Raw genomic sequence first — 16,373 nt, 5'->3', positions numbered from 1 at the left:
TTTTACATCCTTGTTTATATTTTGTTAGAAAGCATTCCATAAAAAGAGCGTGCAATTTCCTGTTTTTACATATCAGAAATGTTATTCCATCACGCTTAACACGCATGAAAGGGGCAAACGCAGGCAACGTCCCTTTTACAGAGCGGCGTGCGTAACGCTGGCAATAAAAAAGGGCGACTGACGTCGCCCTTTTTTGCTCTCTTGCGGACGTATCCGCGAAGCGCACCTGCTTACGCGCTGCGCAGCGTATCCATCAGCGCCATCTCCTCGCTGCTCAGCAGCTTTTCGATGTCAACCAGGATTAACATACGATCGCCCAGCGCACCCAGACCGGTCAGGTATTCCGTCGACATGGTCACGGCAAATTCCGGCGAAGGACGGATCTGATCGGCGGTCAGCGACAGCACGTCAGAGACGCCGTCCACCACGATACCAACGACGCGCTGCACCAGATTCAGCACGATCACCACGGTGTTATCGTTATATTCCACGCCCGGCTGCGCGAACTTAATGCGCAGGTCGATAATCGGCACGATCACGCCGCGCAGGTTGGTGACGCCTTTAATAAAGGCTGGCGTATTGGCGATGCGGGTCACCTGATCGTAACCGCGGATCTCCTGCACCTTAAGAATATCGATGCCATATTCTTCGTCCCCGAGGGTGAACACCAGAAACTCTTGTCCGACGGTTTCACCGGCCAGTTTCGTTACATTTGCCATTCCAGTCATAGCTTTGCCCTTAATTGGTTACGATTACGCGGCGCCGGCCACGCGCTTCTCACGGTTTAAAGATTGCAGTGCCGATACATCGACAATCAGCGCCACGCTGCCATCGCCGAGGATGGTGGCGGCGGAAATACCCGGCACTTTGCGATAGTTGCTTTCGAGGTTTTTTACGACAACCTGATGCTGACCAATCAGCTGATCAACCAGCAACGCATAGCGTTTTCCGGCGCTTTGCAATATCACCACGATGCCCTGGGTCGCTTCGGTTTTCGCACCCTGAACATCAAAGACGTTCCACAGTTCCACCAGCGGCAGGTATTCGCCGCGCACTTCCAGTACGCACTCGCCGCCCGCCAGCGGTTTCAAATCTTCCGCACGCGGCTGAAGAGATTCCATTACCGCGTTCAGCGGCAGAATAAAGACTTCTTCCGCTACGCGCACCGACATGCCGTCGAGGATCGCCAGCGTCAGCGGCAGCAGGATACGGATAGTCGTGCCTTTGCCCTGCTTCGAAGCGATTTCAACGTGGCCGCCCATCTCCTGAATGTTTCGCTTCACCACGTCCATGCCGACGCCACGGCCCGACACGTCGGTCACCTGCTCGGCGGTAGAGAAGCCCGGCGCGAAAATCAGCATGCCGACCTCTTCGTCGCTCATCGCGTCGCTGACCGGCAGGCCGGATGAAAGCGCCTTCGCCAGAATACGCTCGCGGTTAAGCCCGGCGCCGTCGTCAATCACTTCGATACAGATATTGCCGCCCTGATGCTCTGCGGAGAGCGTCAGGTTGCCCACCGCACTTTTCCCAGCGGCGAGACGTTTTTCCGGCGACTCGATGCCGTGATCGAGGCTGTTGCGCACCAGGTGCGTCAGCGGATCGATAATGCGTTCAATCAGGCTCTTGTCGAGCTCGGTAGAGCTGCCCAGCAGCGTCAGTTCAACTTCTTTGCCCAGTTTGCTGGCGAGATCGCGCACCAGACGCGGGAAGCGGCTGAAGACGTACTCCATCGGCATCATACGGATCGACATCACCGATTCCTGCAGATCGCGCGCGTTGCGCTCCAGCTGCCCCATGCTGTTTAGCAGATCGCCGTGGGCGACCGGGTCAAGCGCGCCGGAACGCTGCGCCAGCATCGACTGGGTAATCACCAGTTCGCCGACCAGGTTGATCAGCTGATCGACCTTCTCAACCGCGACGCGAATGCTGCTCGATTCGCTGGTTTTCGCCGGGGCGACTTTCTTCGGCTCGCGTTTCGCCACGGGGGCCAGTTCGGTGACGTTCGCAGGCGTCGCCGCGATCTCCGCTTCCGCCATGGTGGTCGCCACGGGCGCCGGCTCGGCCGCCACCGGTTCAGCCGCGACGGGCTGCGCCGCGCCCGCTTCCGGGAAGCTGATCTGCGACTCGTCGATCACAAAGCAGAGCACAGCGACCAGATCGTCTTTGGCGACAGAGGAATCGAGCGTCGCTTCGAGGCTGTTTTCGCCTTTGATCACGTCGCTAACCGTGCCGAGGTTGCCCAGCTCCTCCAGCAGCAGCGCCACTTCGTTCGGCTTCAGCGCGCTCAGTTTCAGACGCAGGCCGGTGGCCGCAGGCGCGGCGGCTGGCTCAGCGGCGGCGGGCGCGGCGGCAAGGGTTTTCACCGGCGCGATCGTTTCGCCTTTCGCTTCTAACGCCAGTTGACGCAGCGCTTCGCAGATATATTTGAAGCTGTCGGCGTCAGGCTCCTGGCCCGCCTTATAGGCATCGAGCTGTTCCTGCATAATATCTTTGGTTTCCAAAAACAGGTTGATGATGTCAGTGCTGAGCTGCATTTCGCCCCGGCGCGCACCGTCCAGAATGTTTTCCAGAATATGTGTGGTTTCCTGCAAAACCACGAAGCCGAAGGTGCCAGCTCCGCCTTTAATGGAATGAGCCGCCCGGAAAATGGCGTTAAGCTGTTCCGAATCGGGCTCCTGCGGGTCTAAACCCAGCAGGTGTTGCTCCATGTCCGCTAACAGTTCGTCAGCTTCATCGAAGAATGTCTGATAAAAATCGCTGATATCCATGCTCACGGTTATCACCTCTGCTGTGAGTCGCCCCCAGGCTGCGGCGTGCTGACGGGAGCCGGCGCGACTTGCGTCACCGGCGGCTCCTGACTGACCGACGCGGCCTGCGAGGGTTGATGATCTGGGGTTATCGCCGCGTCAGACGGCTGAGCCGGCGCGGTAATTTGTTTAATGCTCTGCGGATCGCTCAGCTGCGTCGCGTCGCTTTCGGCATTCTCTTTTTCGATTTGCGCCTGCGTGTCGTGATTCAGCACCAGCAGACTGATGCGACGGTTGACCGCCTCATCGCCGCCGCGATTTTTCAGCTTCATGGTGTCGGACATGCCCACCACGCGCAGCATTTTGCTGCCATCGAGCCCCCCGGCCACCAGCTCACGACGTGAGGCGTTGGCGCGGTCGGCCGACAGTTCCCAGTTGCTGTATCCACGGTCGCCCGTCGCATACTGAAAATCGTCGGTATGGCCTGCAAGACTGATTTTGTTCGGCAGATCGTTCAGTATCGGCGCGATAGCGCGCAGAATGTCGCGCATATAGGGCTCAACCTGGGCGCTGCCGGTTTTAAACATTGGCCGGTTCTGGCTGTCGATAATCTGAATGCGCAGCCCCTCTTCCACCATATTGATGATCAGGTGCGGCCGCAGCGTTTTCAGCCGCGGGTCGGACTCAATCAGTTGATCGAGGCGTTCGCGCAGGCGGTTAAGACGAATCTCTTCCAGCTTGCGCTTCTCGGCGTCCAGATCGACATGCTTCTGCACTTCGCCATCCTTGCGGGTCGGGTCATCGCCGCCGCCAGGAATCGGGCTTTCACTGTCGCTGCTGCGCTGACCGCCAGACAACGCCACCTTCAGCGGCGTCTGGAAATATTCCGCGATCTGCGTCAGCTGCTTCGGGTTAGCGACCGAGATCAACCACATCACCATGAAAAACGCCATCATCGCGGTCATAAAGTCGGCGTAGGCGATTTTCCAGGAGCCGTGACCACCCTCATGTTTTTTATGCTTGCGCTTTTTTACGACAATAATGGGGTGATTTTGGTTATTCATGCGTCCTGGCCCGAAGTCTGTTTACCGGCTTTCGCGTTGCGTACATGCTCCTCCAGTTCGGTGAACGACGGACGCTCGGTGGAGTACAGGGTCTTACGGCCGAACTCCACGGCGATCTGCGGCGCATAGCCGTTCAGACTGGACAGCAGCGTAACCTTAATGCACTGCATCATCTTGGTGTTCTCCGCGCATTTCTGACGCAGCACCGACGCCAGCGGCGAGATGAAGCCGTAAGCCAGCAGGATGCCGAGGAAGGTGCCCACCATCGCATGAGCGATCAGTTCGCCCAGTTCTGCCGCCGGACGATCCGCCGAGGCCAGCGTGTGCACTACGCCCATCACCGCCGCCACGATGCCGAACGCGGGCAGCGAATCGCCCATGGCGCCGATACTTTGCGCGGGTACGTCGCACTCATGCTCGTAGGTTTCGATCTCTTCATCCATCAGCGCTTCGATTTCAAAAGCGTTCATATTGCCGCTGACCATTAACCGCATATAGTCGGTGATAAAATCCACCAACTTGTTATCGGACAAAATGCGCGGGTAATTAGCGAAAATTTCACTTTCTTTAGGATTTTCAATATCGCGTTCCAGCGACATCATGCCCTGCTGGCGCGATTTGGCCATCAGGCGATAAAGTAGCGCCATCAGATCCATATAAACCGCTTTATTATATTTAGAACCGCGGAACAGCAGCGGGAGCGCTTTTAACGTCGCCTTAATCGCTTTGCCGCTATTTCCGACAATAAAAGCGCCAATGCCGGCCCCGCCGATAATGACCAGTTCCGAAGGTTGATAAAGCGCGCCCAGGTGACCGCCGACCATCATATAGCCGCCTAACACCGAGCCAACAACGAGGATATAACCTAAAAGTACCAGCACAATAAATCCTTACGTCAGTAACGTGTTGGTGGAAGTTAAGCCAGAAAGCCGCAGGCGTTATTCAACAATGTGGAGGCAAAAAAAAAGCAGCGGTTAAAAACCGCTGCTGGATGTCATTCCACAATGCGAACAAACTTAAACAGCGTGTTTAACCTGTTCATCCAGCAGTTGTGAATGGTTATCGGCAACCTCTGCTGAAAGTTTACGTCTTTTTACCGCACGCGATGGCGGCTGGCACAGGCTGCAGGCAAAGCTGCCCGCCGGTTGATGCGCATGGTTGATAAAGCTTCCGCCGCAGCATTTGCAGTCGGAAAGTTCCAGCATGCCGCTTTCAACAAAACGCACCAACGTCCAGGCTCGCGTCAGGCCCAGCAGCGGGCCTTCATCCGACTGCGGACACTGCTCAAGATAGAGACGATACGCTTTGATGACCGCATCGACGCCACGGGTCAGTTTGCTTTTCAGCAGAAACTGCCAGGCGTTGCAGAACATCGACGCGTGAATATTCTGTTCCCACGTCATAAACCAGTCGGTTGAGAACGGCAGCATGCCTTTCGGCGGCGGGCTGCCGCGCAGTTCTTTATAGAGCTTAATTAAGCGGCCACGGCTGAGCTGTGTTTCGCTTTCCAGCATTTGTAAACGCGCGCCGAGCGTGATCAGTTCCATTGCGAGCTGAATATCGCGCGCTTCCTGAACAATACTTTTTTCGCTCATTATACCGCCCTCTTTTTCGGCGCTTCGTCTTTAGCAGCGTCGCGTAATAAACGACTGGATAATAAAATACCGGTGTGGATCTGCTGTAAATCGTCCACACGCGATTCCTGCGTCAGGCGGTTAATAATATTGTGGTCGTTGAAACGGAATTGACATACCAGCTGGTTGGTCTCAGCTAATTTAACCATCTCCGGCAGCGTTAACTGCGACAGCGCATCCGCCATTGCTTCATCGATGCCGAGGCGAAACATTGCAGAAGCTTTTTCCTGGTTAATTAAACGTTGTGCAAGCAGCAAATATGACAAATTAATATCGTAAATATGTTTTAATAATTCGGATGTACCCATTCTTTTCCCATCCTGACTAACACTACTTTTAACTGTGCGGAATGGTTACCGCATTCTTGGTTGCTGGCTGGTAAATCTAAAGATGGCAAAAAAGCAGAGGCGGAAGCCAAACGTTTTCTGAACTTGTCTCACATCCCACCGGGATCCTGAATCAGTAATAGTCATAACTCCAGGCCATGCATTACTTGAGTTCTAATCATCTTCCGTGACGTTCGCTTACAGTTTTTTAAGATTATTCCGAAAGCAGTGCAAATGTATCCGCTCTGATTTCTACATACAACGAGCGGCAGGTAAAATTTTAGATAAAGTGTGATCCAGATCACACTTTTAAGGCAAATCAGCCTAAAAAAATCCATCAGTAACGCTTGTGAATAGTGCAGAACGCAACCAATAAAGCCACTTTTTGCTAAATTTTTATCTTAAATTTAACATCTTCGTTTCAAAAGCTCGCTTTTTATCCGATTAGGGGCTGCCTGCTGGTGAAATGCGTGTTACCTGACATTAATATCTGTCAATTTTTGTAAGTGCAGCATTTAACACTGGTTGGACTGCATTAAAGTCGTCGCCATATTAATCACTTAGCGGAATCGTTTCGAACGAGGATGATTATCCAACGGAGAGAATTTGCTTGCCTTGAGGTCGTTTTAACAACGGTTCGTTAACAGTGAAGCGTAAGTGTATAGAGGGCATCAGCAGGTGTAACAAGCTGTGACATAAGGGATATGAATGTTTTGATGAAAGTACGGAACCGTACCCGATTACTATCGGCAATACCGCGCCATACTTTACCGTTCGCGGTCGCATTTCCTGAAAAAGCGCGCCGAAAGCGCAAAAAATAGCCAGATATCGCCTCTGCGCCTTTTTTTCTTCATTTCATTAATAAGAGAAAGCGCAGCATTTTCTGCCAGCTTTTCCGCTTCTCTACAGACTGTTCGCGCACGCTAATCTGGCGTGGCGCTAAGCCGTCTGTACGGCCGTTCGGCGCACGCTTACCATTTCCCCGTTGCGCCTGCGCCGCCGGAGATCCCGTCCGCTGCTCCTGTTATGACATAAACTACTGTCGGCCTTTTCGTCCTGCCGCCAGCGGCAGCGCAAGACAAAAGCGCAAACAGAGAAAAACAGCGAGGCGAAGAGAGGAAAGTAACGTGATAAAAAGCAGAAGGTGAAACAGGCAGAGAAATCGGGAAGCGGCAATAAAGAAGGAAAGAAAGCGCAGCGGAGCGATTACCGCATCAACGTCCCTGTCGATGCGTTCGTTAAATCAATCAGGCGAGCCGGGAAAAGTTCGCCACGTTATTGTCCGCCGCATCCTGCTCGGTGCGCGGCGTAATCGCGCGCAGATCGCGCAGGAAGCTTTCCCGCCAGTGACTAATGTCGTTTTTACGCAGGATTTCCATCATGTCGTTATAGCGAGAGATGCGCTCCGTACGCGACATGGTCAGCGCCTTATCCAGCGCCGCCGCCACTTCATCGCGATCGTAAGGGTTGACGATCAGCGCGGAGGTCAGCTCGTTGGCCGCCCCGGCAAAGCGCGACAGCACCAGTACGCCAGGATCCTCAGGGTCCTGCGCCGCGACATACTCTTTCGCCACCAGGTTCATGCCGTCGCGCAGCGGCGTGATCAGCGCCACGTCGGTGAGACGGAAAATTTTCATCAGCAAACGGCGGTCGAAGTGCTGATTGAGGTAGTACAGCGGCGTCCAGCCCAGGGTGCCATATTTGCCGTTGATGCGTCCGGCCTCCGTCTCCAGCTGATGACGGATATCCTGATAGGCCTGCACGTCGCCGCGCGAGGTCGGCGCGATCTGCGAATAGCGGATTTTGCCGCGATGCTGCGGATAGTTCTCCAGCAGCGCTTCATAGGCAAGGAAGCGTTCCGGCAATCCTTTAGAGTAGTCGAGACGTTCGCAGGCGATAATGTTTTTCGCGTCGCCCAGCTCGCGCTTCATGGCGGCCATCTTCGGCGGCAGCGGGCCTTCGGCCATCTCTTTAATGCTGTCCGGCTCGATGCCGATCGGATAGACCTCCGTCGAGAAGGTGTGTCCGAAAGCGCGATGCTGTTTCGGCCCTTTCTGCTGAACCTGTGTCAGCAGCGACAGGCTTTCCAGGAACGCCTGACGATCGTTTTCGGTCTGGAAACCGAGCAGATCGTAGTCGCACAACATCTCCAGCAGTTCGTTATGCGGCGGCAGCGCGTTAAAAATTTCTGGCGTAGGGAATGGAATATGCAGGAAGAAACCAATGCGGTTTTTTACCCCGCGTTTGCGCAGCTCGGCGGCAAACGGCAACAGATGATAATCATGAATCCATAAAATATCGTCCGGCTCAATCAGCGGCAGCAGGCGTTCCGCCAGCAGCTCGTTGACATGGCAGTAGCCGTCCCAGGCTTCGCGCTGAAACTGCACTAAATCGAGACGATAATGGAATGCGGGCCAGATGACCGTGTTGGAGAACTGACAGTAATAGAGATCGTAGTCATTCTGATTCAGCGGGAAAGACGCGTAAGTGATGCCTTCATGCTTAACGATATCGACGTCTTCATTATCTTCTTCACCAATGGCGCTGATGTCGCCATTCCAGCCGAACCAGAGTCCCCCTGTCGTTTTCAGGGCATCCAGAATGCCGACTGCCAAACCACCTGCGCTGGCCCTGGAACCATCTGGTACAGCGATACGGTTAGATACGACCACTAAGCGACTCATAACCTTGACTCCTTACCGACGTTGTCTTGTCTTGCTCTAATTGTAATTTGATCTGCTCCAGCCAGGCGTGAACCTCATTAACGCCTTTCAGGCGATAACGGGCCTGGCTTGAGCCTTCACCTACCTTGACGGAAATACCCTGCAGCGCGTTGACCGCAAGAAATCCTTTTTCATCCGTCAGGTCGTCACCAATAAATACCGGAATACGACCGGCAAAAGGCGCTTCTCCCATAAAAGTCTGAATTGCCGCTCCTTTGTCCACGCCCTGTGGTTTGATCTCCACGACGCATTTACCGGGCTGCAGCGCCAGCGTCGGAAAGCGTTCAACCAGCGAATAAGCCAGCTGCATCACTTCATCTTCATACTGCACGGCGCGGCGATAATGCAGCGCAAACGCCATGCCTTTGGTTTCCAACTGCGTACCCGGCCACTTCGCCATGGCGGTATGCAGCGCCGCGCTCAGCTCCTGCCCCATGGAAGCGGGCAGAGAAACGCGGTGCAGCTCGCCGTCTGCGCCACGCCGTTCAGCGCCATGTACGCCAGCCGCCGGCGCGCGCAGCGGCGCGGCCAGCATATCCAGCTCGTGAATGGGTCGACCTGAGACCAGCGCCAGCGCGCCGTTGCTTAAGGTATAGAGCGACTGGAGCGTCTGCCGCACCGGCTCAGGGATAAAAGCTTCATCCGGGCGTGACTGAATAGCAGCCAGCGTGCCATCCACATCGAAAAAGAATGCGTAGAGGCCGCCGCTCAGGGAGGGTAGTTGTTCATTGTTTGCTGCTACAGGTGCCACACTCTTCCTCCTGTTCTGGTCAATAACCGCTGACGCTGCCTGGCTTCCCGCACAGGTAAAATCGTCAACGTAAAAAGAACGGTTTGATGCAGCGGAAGGATGCGGTTGAGGGCAGATTTACAGCGTTGCTGAATGAGATGAGTAGCAAAATGCCGGATATCGAACGATGGCGACTCTCTCGCGGGTTGACCTGTTGTTTGGTCCGCCCTGAGCCGACTGCCCATCTCGCATCACTTCTGGCGAACATCGTAACAAACCAGTATAGACGCGAATCTGACGTTCGCCAGGCGTGCGCGCATTTTCAGAACAGACTGAATTTTACAAAAAAAGCTCGCTTTTTTCGTTTCAGCATAGCGGGTCGTCAATCGGCTCCACCAGCTCCGGCTGCTGATGGTGCGGGCTGCCTACCGCCCTGCTCACCGGATGCCAGCGAAACTGCTGCGGATCCATCGCCGCCTGCTGGCTCAGCGTCACCGCGCGCTCAGGCGAGGTGGCGGGATCGAGCCATTCGACGACCGCATCCGCTTCCAGCACCAGCGGACGCCGATCGTGCAGATCGACCATACCGCGATCGCTGGCGGCAGTGACAATCACAAACCCCTCTTTCTCCTGCGCGCGCGCATAAGGCGCATGACCGATCGCCGCGAAAAACAGCGGCTGACGCTGGCGCTGATAGATATAGTAAGGCTGCTTTTTATCGCCCTCGCGCTTCCATTCATACCAGCCGTCCGCCATGACCACCGCGCGGCCATGCTGCCAGAGCGGACGAAACATTTTACTTTCGGCGGCGGTTTCCACCCGCGCGTTGATTAGCGGCGCCTTATGCCACCAGGCGGGGCCGTAGCCCCAGAAAACCGGATCGAGATGCAGCGCGTCGTCACGGTGGTTCAGCAGCAGCACATTGCTGCCGGGCGCGACGTTATAGCGCCCTATCGGCTGTTCATCCCAGGCGATGGCGCGCTCCGCCTGGCCGTCGAGCATCGACAGCCAAACTTCACGCGATTGAATTTGGGTAAAGCGTCCGCACATAGCGCCTCCTTAATACCTGAGAGTATAGAAGGCGCGGCGCGAAACGCGTCAGGCGGCGGTGCGCCAGCGCTGAACAATTTCGGCGGTGGGCGCCACATAAAGGCGGTTGCCGGGCAGGATCAGATTCGCCCAGACTTCATTGTGCTGTTCGATAAGCTGCTGCGCCGTGCCCCAGCGCCGGTCGGCGGTTGTATGCGCATCCGACGCCACGCTGATGGCGTAGCCCTTGCTGCCGCCGACTTTAATCGTGGTGTCGACGCAGTAGTCGGTGGCGCAGCCGCAGATCACAAAGCCGTTGGCGTTAAGTTGTTGCAGCACCGCATCCAGCCCGGTATTCCAGAAGCTGTCGCAGGCCTGCTTATTAATATAGAAGGCGCCAGGCGGCTGTTGCAGCTCCGGCAGGATTTGCCAGGCCTCATTGCCCGGCTGCATATCCGCATCTTCATGCTGAATAAAAATGGTGTGATCGGCGGCGGCAATCAGCTGATTAATACTGGCGACGCGCCCTGCCCGATCGAAACGCGGCGTAGTGAACACGCCATTTTGCATATCGACCACAATAACGATACGTGCGGACATAAAGCATTCTCAGAAAGAAAAGGAGTTCTTATCTTTAGCGATGCTGAAGGTCAGGGTCAATCCCTGCACGGGGCCCGCTTGCAAATTTGCGGCGCGCAGCGTCAGGAATGCTGGCTCCCCTGAATATATCAAGGCGCCGGGCGCGGCTGACGGCTGGGCGGCTGTGTCCCGGTAATGCGCGGCATCACCTCACGCATCAATGCAATAAACTGGCGCAGGCGCGCCGGATAGTAGCTGGCATAAGGATAAAGCAGCCAGACCGGCAACGGCGGCGCCTGCCAGCCGGGCGTCAGTTGCTGCAAGCGTCCCGCCTGCAAATCCTCTTTCACCACCCAGGCGGAAACCATCGCCGCGCCCAGGCCATCCAGCGCGGCGCGGCGCACCGCATAGAGGCTGTCGCTGCTCAGGCGCGGCACGATCGGGAACTGGAAATGTTCCCCGCTGCGCGCGTCGTTCAGGATCACTTCATTGCTGTAGAAGATGCTCAACGCCAGCCAGGGCAGCCGGGCGAGCTCGTTGACCTGCCGCACCGGCGGAAACTGCGCCAGCAGTGCAGGCGCGGCGACCACGATGCGCGGCACTTCGGCCAGCAGGATCGCCACCACCGACGGATCGGTGACGTCGCCGACATGGATCGCACAGTCGATGCCTTCCGCAATAAAATCGGGCGTCGGATCGTTAAGCGTCCACTCGATGCGGGTGCGGGGATAACGCCGCAGATAATCGCCCAGCGGCGCGATAAGCTGATCCTGACCGAAAGCGTGCGGCGCGCGCACTCTTAACACGCCGACCGGCTCATCGCTGACCGCATGCAGATCGTCCTCCAGCAGCAGCCACTGCTCCGTCAGGCGACGCGCGTGTTGATAGCAGCGTTCGCCATCGTCGGTCAGCTTCATGGTGTGGGTGGTGCGCTGGATTAAACGCGCGCCAAGCAGCTGTTCCAGCGTGCGCAGACGCCGGCTGACGGTGGGCTGACTGGTCTGCATCTGTTGGGCGGCGGCTGACAAACTGCCGCTTTCGACAATGCGTACAAAGGTATGCAGCAGCGTTATACGGTCTGTGCTAATTGCATTTAGCGCGTTCATACGCGCTACGTATAACAGTTTTACCCCGACGATGGCTACCCTTCACGGCGGCGAAAGCGAAAAATAGCCCTACTTTCGCTTTCGGAGCTACCGCCATGTCAACGTTACTCACATCCGCACCCGCCGCTGAAGCCAGCGGACTTAGCCGCCGCTCGCAGTTTCTGCTGGCCAGCGGCGCCGGTCTCAGCGTCGCCTCTATTTATTACAGTCAGCCGATGCTCGGCATCATGGGCGGCAGCTTTCACGCCAGCATCGCTGATACCGGCCTGGTGCCGACGTTGACGCAGCTGGGCTACGCGCTGGGCATCCTGTTTCTGACGCCGCTGGGCGATCGTTACGATCGCCGCCATATTATTCTGCTGAAGGGGCTGCTGCTGACGCTGACGCTGCTGTTGTGCAGCGTTACCGGCACCTTCAGCATGCTGCTGCTGACCAGCCTGGCGATGGGCCTGGCGGCGACCGTGGCGCAGGACATTATTCCGGCAGCGGCGGCGCTCGCCAGCGAACAGCAGCGTGGCAAAACGGTCGGCACGGTGATGACCGGGCTGCTGGCCGGCATTCTGCTGTCGCGCGTGGTCAGCGGCGCGGTCGCCGACTGGTTCGGCTGGCGCAGCCTCTATGCCGGCGCTGCGCTGGGCGTGCTGCTGATCACCTTCGCAATCTGGCGGGCGCTGCCGCGCTTTACGCCGGGGTCGCAGCTCTCTTACTTCGCGCTGCTGCGCTCGCTGGGTCAGCTCTGGCTGCGCTACCCTTCTCTGCGCCGCGCGGCGTTGGCGCAGGGGCTGCTGTCGGTGGCTTTCAGCGCTTTCTGGTCGACGCTGGCGCTGATGCTGGCGGAGCGCTACCACCTCGGCAGCGCCACCGCTGGCGCCTTTGGCCTGGCGGGCGCTGCGGGCGCGCTGGCCGCGCCGGTCGCGGGCGCCATCGCCGATCGTCATGGCCCGAATCAGGTGACGCGCATCGGCGCGGCGCTGGTAACCCTCTCCTTCGCCCTGATGTTTATTATGCCGCTGCTGTCGCCGCCAGCGCAGCTGACCGTGATTGTTATTAGCGCCATCGGCTTCGATTTAGGATTGCAGGCGACGCTGATCGCGCATCAGACGCTGATTTACAGTCTGGACCCGGCCGCCCGCAGCCGTCTCAACGCGGTGATGTTCACGGTGGTGTTTATCGGTATGGCCAGCGGCGCGGCGCTTGGCAGCCATGCGCTGGCGCTGGCGGGCTGGAGCGGCGTGGTCGCCCTCGCTACGCTCGCGGCGGCGGGCGGCCTCGCCATTCGCCTTACCAGCCGTTAAGCCCGATTGCCTGCCGCGGCGGCTGGTGCGGATGACGCCAGCCGCTACACTGAGATAAGCGTCTCTTTCACCTGCGGAGGCATTATGACGACGTACAACAAACAGAACTTTCCAGTCGAGAAAGTGCGTAAATATCTGGAGCCGGGGCCGGTAGCGCTGGTGACATCGCAATGGGAAAACCAAACGGACATCATGACGCTCGGCTGGCACACCATTCTTGAGTTTTCGCCCTCGCTGCTGGGCTGCATGATCGCCAGCATGAACCTTAGCCACGAACTGATCCGCAACAGCGGCGAATGCGTGATTAATATTCCCACCGTCGACCTGATCGATCGGGTGGTGGCGATCGGCAACAGTCATGGCGATGAGATCGATAAGTTTGCCGTCAATCAGCTTACGGCGCAGCCCGGCAGCGTGGTGAAAGCGCCGCTGATCGACGAGTGCTTCGCCAGCTTTGAATGTCGTCTGCATGACGGCGCGCTGGTGGATACCTACAACTTCTTTATTTTCGAAGTGGTCAAGGCGCATGTGGATCCCGTCCTGACGCTACCGGAAACGCTGCACTACACCGGCGAAGGGCTGTTTCGCGTGATGAGCGACCGACTGCTTGATCGGCACCAAAACTTTAAGCCCGAAATGCTGATTTAACATGAAAGATTTTCCAGTTGGCTGCTTTGCTAAACAGAAAGAGCGGCGCGATTTGCCCGTTAACAGTCTGTTATGCGAGGATGAAAGGCTAAGCGTCAGGACCTAATCTGGAGAAGTAAAAGAATGGCAATTGAATATGCGGTAATTGCGGGTGGCTGTTTCTGGTGTACGGAAGCGGTATTCAAAGATGTTATCGGCGTGGAATCGGTAGAAAGCGGCTATACCGGCGGCAATCGCCCTAACCCGACCTATGAACAGGTATGCAGCGGCGCGACCGGCCATGCTGAAGCGATCCGCATCGGCTTCGACCCGGAGAAAGTCAGCTATGGCGATCTGCTGGATATCAGTTTCGCCACGCACGATCCGACCCAGCTGAACCGCCAGGGCAACGATATCGGCACGCAGTACCGTTCAGCCATCTTCCCGGCCAACGCTGAACAGGAAGCGGAAGCCAAAGCGGCGATCGCGCGTGCGCAGGAGGATCACAACGACCCGATCGTGACCACTATCGAGCCGCTGAAGGAATTTTACCCGGCGGAGGCTTACCACCAGGATTACTGGGAAGGCGCGGGCCAGCGAAACGGCTACTGCATGGCGGTGATCCCGCCGAAGCTGCAAAAGCTGCGTAAGAGTTTTGCGAACCGCGTGAAGTCCTCTTCATAAGCCGCTTTGCGGCGGCAGAGAAATAAGGCGAGCCTGGCTCGCCTTTTTTACGCTTTTTATTTGTTCAGGCCCAGCGCATCGCGCAGGGTGAAGAACAGATCGGTCTGATCGGTCAGGCCGCTGACATTTGCCGCATGGGGGCCATAGGCGGCGATGCGCAACTGCGTGCCGGTATGCTCCTGTGATTCCCCTTCAGAGTTGCCGTAGCTGACGGTCATCACCGCGTTATCTTTGGTATTCAGCGCCTGCGTCAGGCCCGGCGCTTTGGTGCCGTTTTCGACGATCTGGCTGGAGTGCGCATGGTCGGCGGTGACGATCACCAGCGTATTGCCATCCTTGCGCGCGAAGTCGAGCGCCTTTTGCACCGCCTCATCCAGGTCGACCGTTTCACCAATCTGACCGCACGGGTTGGCGGCGTGATCCTGTTTATCGATCGAGGCGCCTTCAACCTGCAGGAAGAAGCCCTGCGGATTTTTACTGAGCAAGCTGATGGCCTTATCGGTCATCTGCGCCAGCGTCGGGGTGCTGGCGGAGCGCTCCGGGTTGACGGCGCAGGTCACGGGGGGCTTATCGATATTGCCATGATAGCTCGCTTTCGGTCCCTGCCAGCGCACCGGCATATTGCCGTCGCTGAACAAGCCCAGCAGCGGGTGCTGCTGGTTCGCTTCGGTGACCGCCTGTAGGCCGTTCAGGTCGCTTACCAGCCGGTAGCCGCGCGCTTCCGCCTGCTCGCGCAGAGTTTTGCCCTGATAGTCGCCTGCTTTCGCCACCTCGTTAAAGGTTTTCGCGCCGCCGCCCAGTGTCACATCGGCACGGGTCACCAATAGCTGTTCCGCGATCGATCCCCTGCCGCCCTTTTCCAGCGCGTTGCTGGCGCAAAGTTCGCTGGTTTTCTCCGGGCCATAGCATTTACGCGAGGTGACGTGCGAAATCTGCGCCGCCGGTGTGGCGTCCTCTAACTCGGCGGTGGACACGTTGCCGGTCGCTTTGCCGGCGGCTTTGGCCATTTCCAGCAGCGTCATCTGATCTTTGCCGTTCACATCCACACCCAGCGCGCCGTTATACGTTTTGACGCCGGTGGACCAGGCGGTGGCCGAAGCGGCGGAATCGGTGACATAGCTCGGCTTGCGCGTCTTTTTATCGAGGGAGTAATGGGTGTACTGACCGGTCACCGGCAGCGCGTCGATGCCTTTGAAGAAGCCGCCTGCGCCCATAGCGTAGTTGCGCGCCAGGGTAATTTCCGAATCGCCCATACCGTCGCCGATAAGCAGGATGACGTTTTTCGCCCCGGCATCGCTCAACGCGGCTTTCAGCGCGTCAGTTTGATCGCCGTTAAAACGGCGCGCGCCGCCGGGCTGGGTAATATCGCCCAGCGCCGCGCGCGTGATGGTCGCCATTTCCGCTGCGGCGCTGCCGCACCCCAGCATCGCCAGTAACGAGACCGCAAATAAAGGCTGCTTTTTCATCCATTTAATCCTTGTTAACGTCGCTATTTCAATTTATGTAAAGAAGTGTGCGACAGCGAGGTGATCCTTTTTTTACGTTCGGGTTGCGTTTTTATGACACACTGGCGCGGCGTCAAGTGGTTACGCCTTAACCGGGCGTAACAAAAGAGAAAAATAGTGCTTGACCCTGTCAGGTCAACTCCCTATAGTAGCGCCCCGTTGCCACCCTGAGCGGTGGCGACAGACAATATGGTGAGGTGTCCGAGTGGCTGAAGGAGCACGCCTGGAAAGTGTGTATACGGCAACGTATCGGGGGTTCGAATCCCCCCCTCACCGCCATTATTTCACGAGAAAGCCTGAGCGAACGTTCAGGCTTTTTTGTAT

General features: G+C 57.2%; 14 protein-coding genes, 1 tRNA gene and 1 pseudogene. 4 read left to right on the top strand and 12 right to left on the bottom strand.

Translation table 11 applies throughout. From position 1 onward, the window contains the following. Positions 1 to 230: 230 nt before the first annotated feature. The 11 genes and pseudogenes from cheW to MYY08_RS12175 all read right to left on the bottom strand — a co-directional run bounded on the left by cheW (position 231) and on the right by MYY08_RS12175 (position 11,938). The gene (cheW, locus tag MYY08_RS12225) at positions 231 to 728 is read right to left on the bottom strand and encodes a chemotaxis protein CheW (protein WP_038625565.1); all 498 of its coding nucleotides are present in this window, start codon (positions 726 to 728) and stop codon (positions 231 to 233) included. A 24-nt stretch (positions 729 to 752) separates the two neighbouring features. Beyond that, positions 753 to 2,768: a chemotaxis protein CheA gene (gene cheA, locus MYY08_RS12220; protein WP_174705331.1), complete on the bottom strand. Its 2,016-nt coding sequence runs from the start codon at positions 2,766 to 2,768 to the stop codon at positions 753 to 755. A gap of 11 nt (positions 2,769 to 2,779) precedes the next feature. Next, on the bottom strand, positions 2,780 to 3,811 hold the full coding sequence (gene motB, locus MYY08_RS12215; protein WP_084971409.1) for a flagellar motor protein MotB: 1,032 nt from the start codon (positions 3,809 to 3,811) through the stop codon (positions 2,780 to 2,782). Beyond that, entirely contained in the window at positions 3,808 to 4,692 is an 885-nt protein-coding gene (gene motA / locus MYY08_RS12210; RefSeq protein ID WP_038625561.1) for a flagellar motor stator protein MotA, read from the bottom strand. Before motA ends, motB begins: the two co-directional genes overlap by 4 nt. Before the next feature lie 135 nt (positions 4,693 to 4,827). After that, positions 4,828 to 5,406, bottom strand: coding sequence for a flagellar transcriptional regulator FlhC (gene flhC, locus MYY08_RS12205; RefSeq protein ID WP_038625560.1), 579 nt, complete (start codon positions 5,404 to 5,406; stop codon positions 4,828 to 4,830). Beyond that, positions 5,406 to 5,753: a flagellar transcriptional regulator FlhD gene (flhD, locus tag MYY08_RS12200; protein WP_084971407.1), complete on the bottom strand. Its 348-nt coding sequence runs from the start codon at positions 5,751 to 5,753 to the stop codon at positions 5,406 to 5,408. The genes flhC and flhD overlap by 1 nt, the downstream gene beginning before the upstream one ends. 1,265 nt (positions 5,754 to 7,018) lie before the next feature. Then, positions 7,019 to 8,455, bottom strand: a complete 1,437-nt coding sequence (gene otsA, locus MYY08_RS12195; protein WP_038625558.1) for an alpha,alpha-trehalose-phosphate synthase — start codon at positions 8,453 to 8,455, stop codon at positions 7,019 to 7,021. Beyond that, positions 8,452 to 9,245: pseudogene (gene otsB / locus MYY08_RS12190) on the bottom strand (trehalose-phosphatase). Before otsB ends, otsA begins: the two are co-directional and overlap by 4 nt. 345 nt (positions 9,246 to 9,590) lie before the next feature. Continuing rightward, positions 9,591 to 10,274: an SOS response-associated peptidase family protein gene (locus MYY08_RS12185; protein WP_190295946.1), complete on the bottom strand. Its 684-nt coding sequence runs from the start codon at positions 10,272 to 10,274 to the stop codon at positions 9,591 to 9,593. 48 nt (positions 10,275 to 10,322) lie between these two features. Then, on the bottom strand, positions 10,323 to 10,853 hold the full coding sequence (locus MYY08_RS12180) for an isochorismatase family protein (RefSeq protein WP_038625555.1): 531 nt from the start codon (positions 10,851 to 10,853) through the stop codon (positions 10,323 to 10,325). Between the two features lie 128 nt (positions 10,854 to 10,981). Continuing rightward, a complete protein-coding gene (locus MYY08_RS12175; protein WP_038625553.1) occupies positions 10,982 to 11,938 on the bottom strand; it encodes a LysR family transcriptional regulator in 957 nt (318 codons plus the stop codon). A gap of 95 nt (positions 11,939 to 12,033) precedes the next feature. Between MYY08_RS12175 and MYY08_RS12170 the strand changes: the two genes are divergently transcribed. The 3 genes from MYY08_RS12170 to msrA all read left to right on the top strand — a co-directional run bounded on the left by MYY08_RS12170 (position 12,034) and on the right by msrA (position 14,544). After that, complete coding sequence (locus MYY08_RS12170; RefSeq protein WP_038625551.1) at positions 12,034 to 13,233, top strand: MFS transporter; 1,200 nt, start codon at positions 12,034 to 12,036, stop codon at positions 13,231 to 13,233. Positions 13,234 to 13,317: 84 nt separating this feature from the next. Beyond that, positions 13,318 to 13,881, top strand: coding sequence for a flavin reductase family protein (locus MYY08_RS12165; protein WP_288014376.1), 564 nt, complete (start codon positions 13,318 to 13,320; stop codon positions 13,879 to 13,881). Between the two features lie 123 nt (positions 13,882 to 14,004). Continuing rightward, positions 14,005 to 14,544: a peptide-methionine (S)-S-oxide reductase MsrA gene (gene msrA, locus MYY08_RS12160; protein ID WP_038625546.1), complete on the top strand. Its 540-nt coding sequence runs from the start codon at positions 14,005 to 14,007 to the stop codon at positions 14,542 to 14,544. 56 nt (positions 14,545 to 14,600) lie between these two features. On the opposite strand, the gene phoA is transcribed toward msrA, so the two are convergent. After that, positions 14,601 to 16,010, bottom strand: coding sequence for an alkaline phosphatase (phoA, locus tag MYY08_RS12155; RefSeq protein ID WP_038625544.1), 1,410 nt, complete (start codon positions 16,008 to 16,010; stop codon positions 14,601 to 14,603). Positions 16,011 to 16,240: 230 nt separating this feature from the next. Between phoA and MYY08_RS12150 the strand changes: the two genes are divergently transcribed. After that, positions 16,241 to 16,328 (top strand) — tRNA-Ser (locus tag MYY08_RS12150). The last annotated feature ends 45 nt before the right edge of the window (positions 16,329 to 16,373 follow it).

It is taken from the genome of Mixta sp. (assembly GCF_024610815.1).
Lineage (GTDB): Bacteria > Pseudomonadota > Gammaproteobacteria > Enterobacterales > Enterobacteriaceae > Mixta > Mixta calida.
Note: the sequence above shows the minus strand (reverse complement) of the source record. Positions and strands in the feature narration are given on the sequence as shown.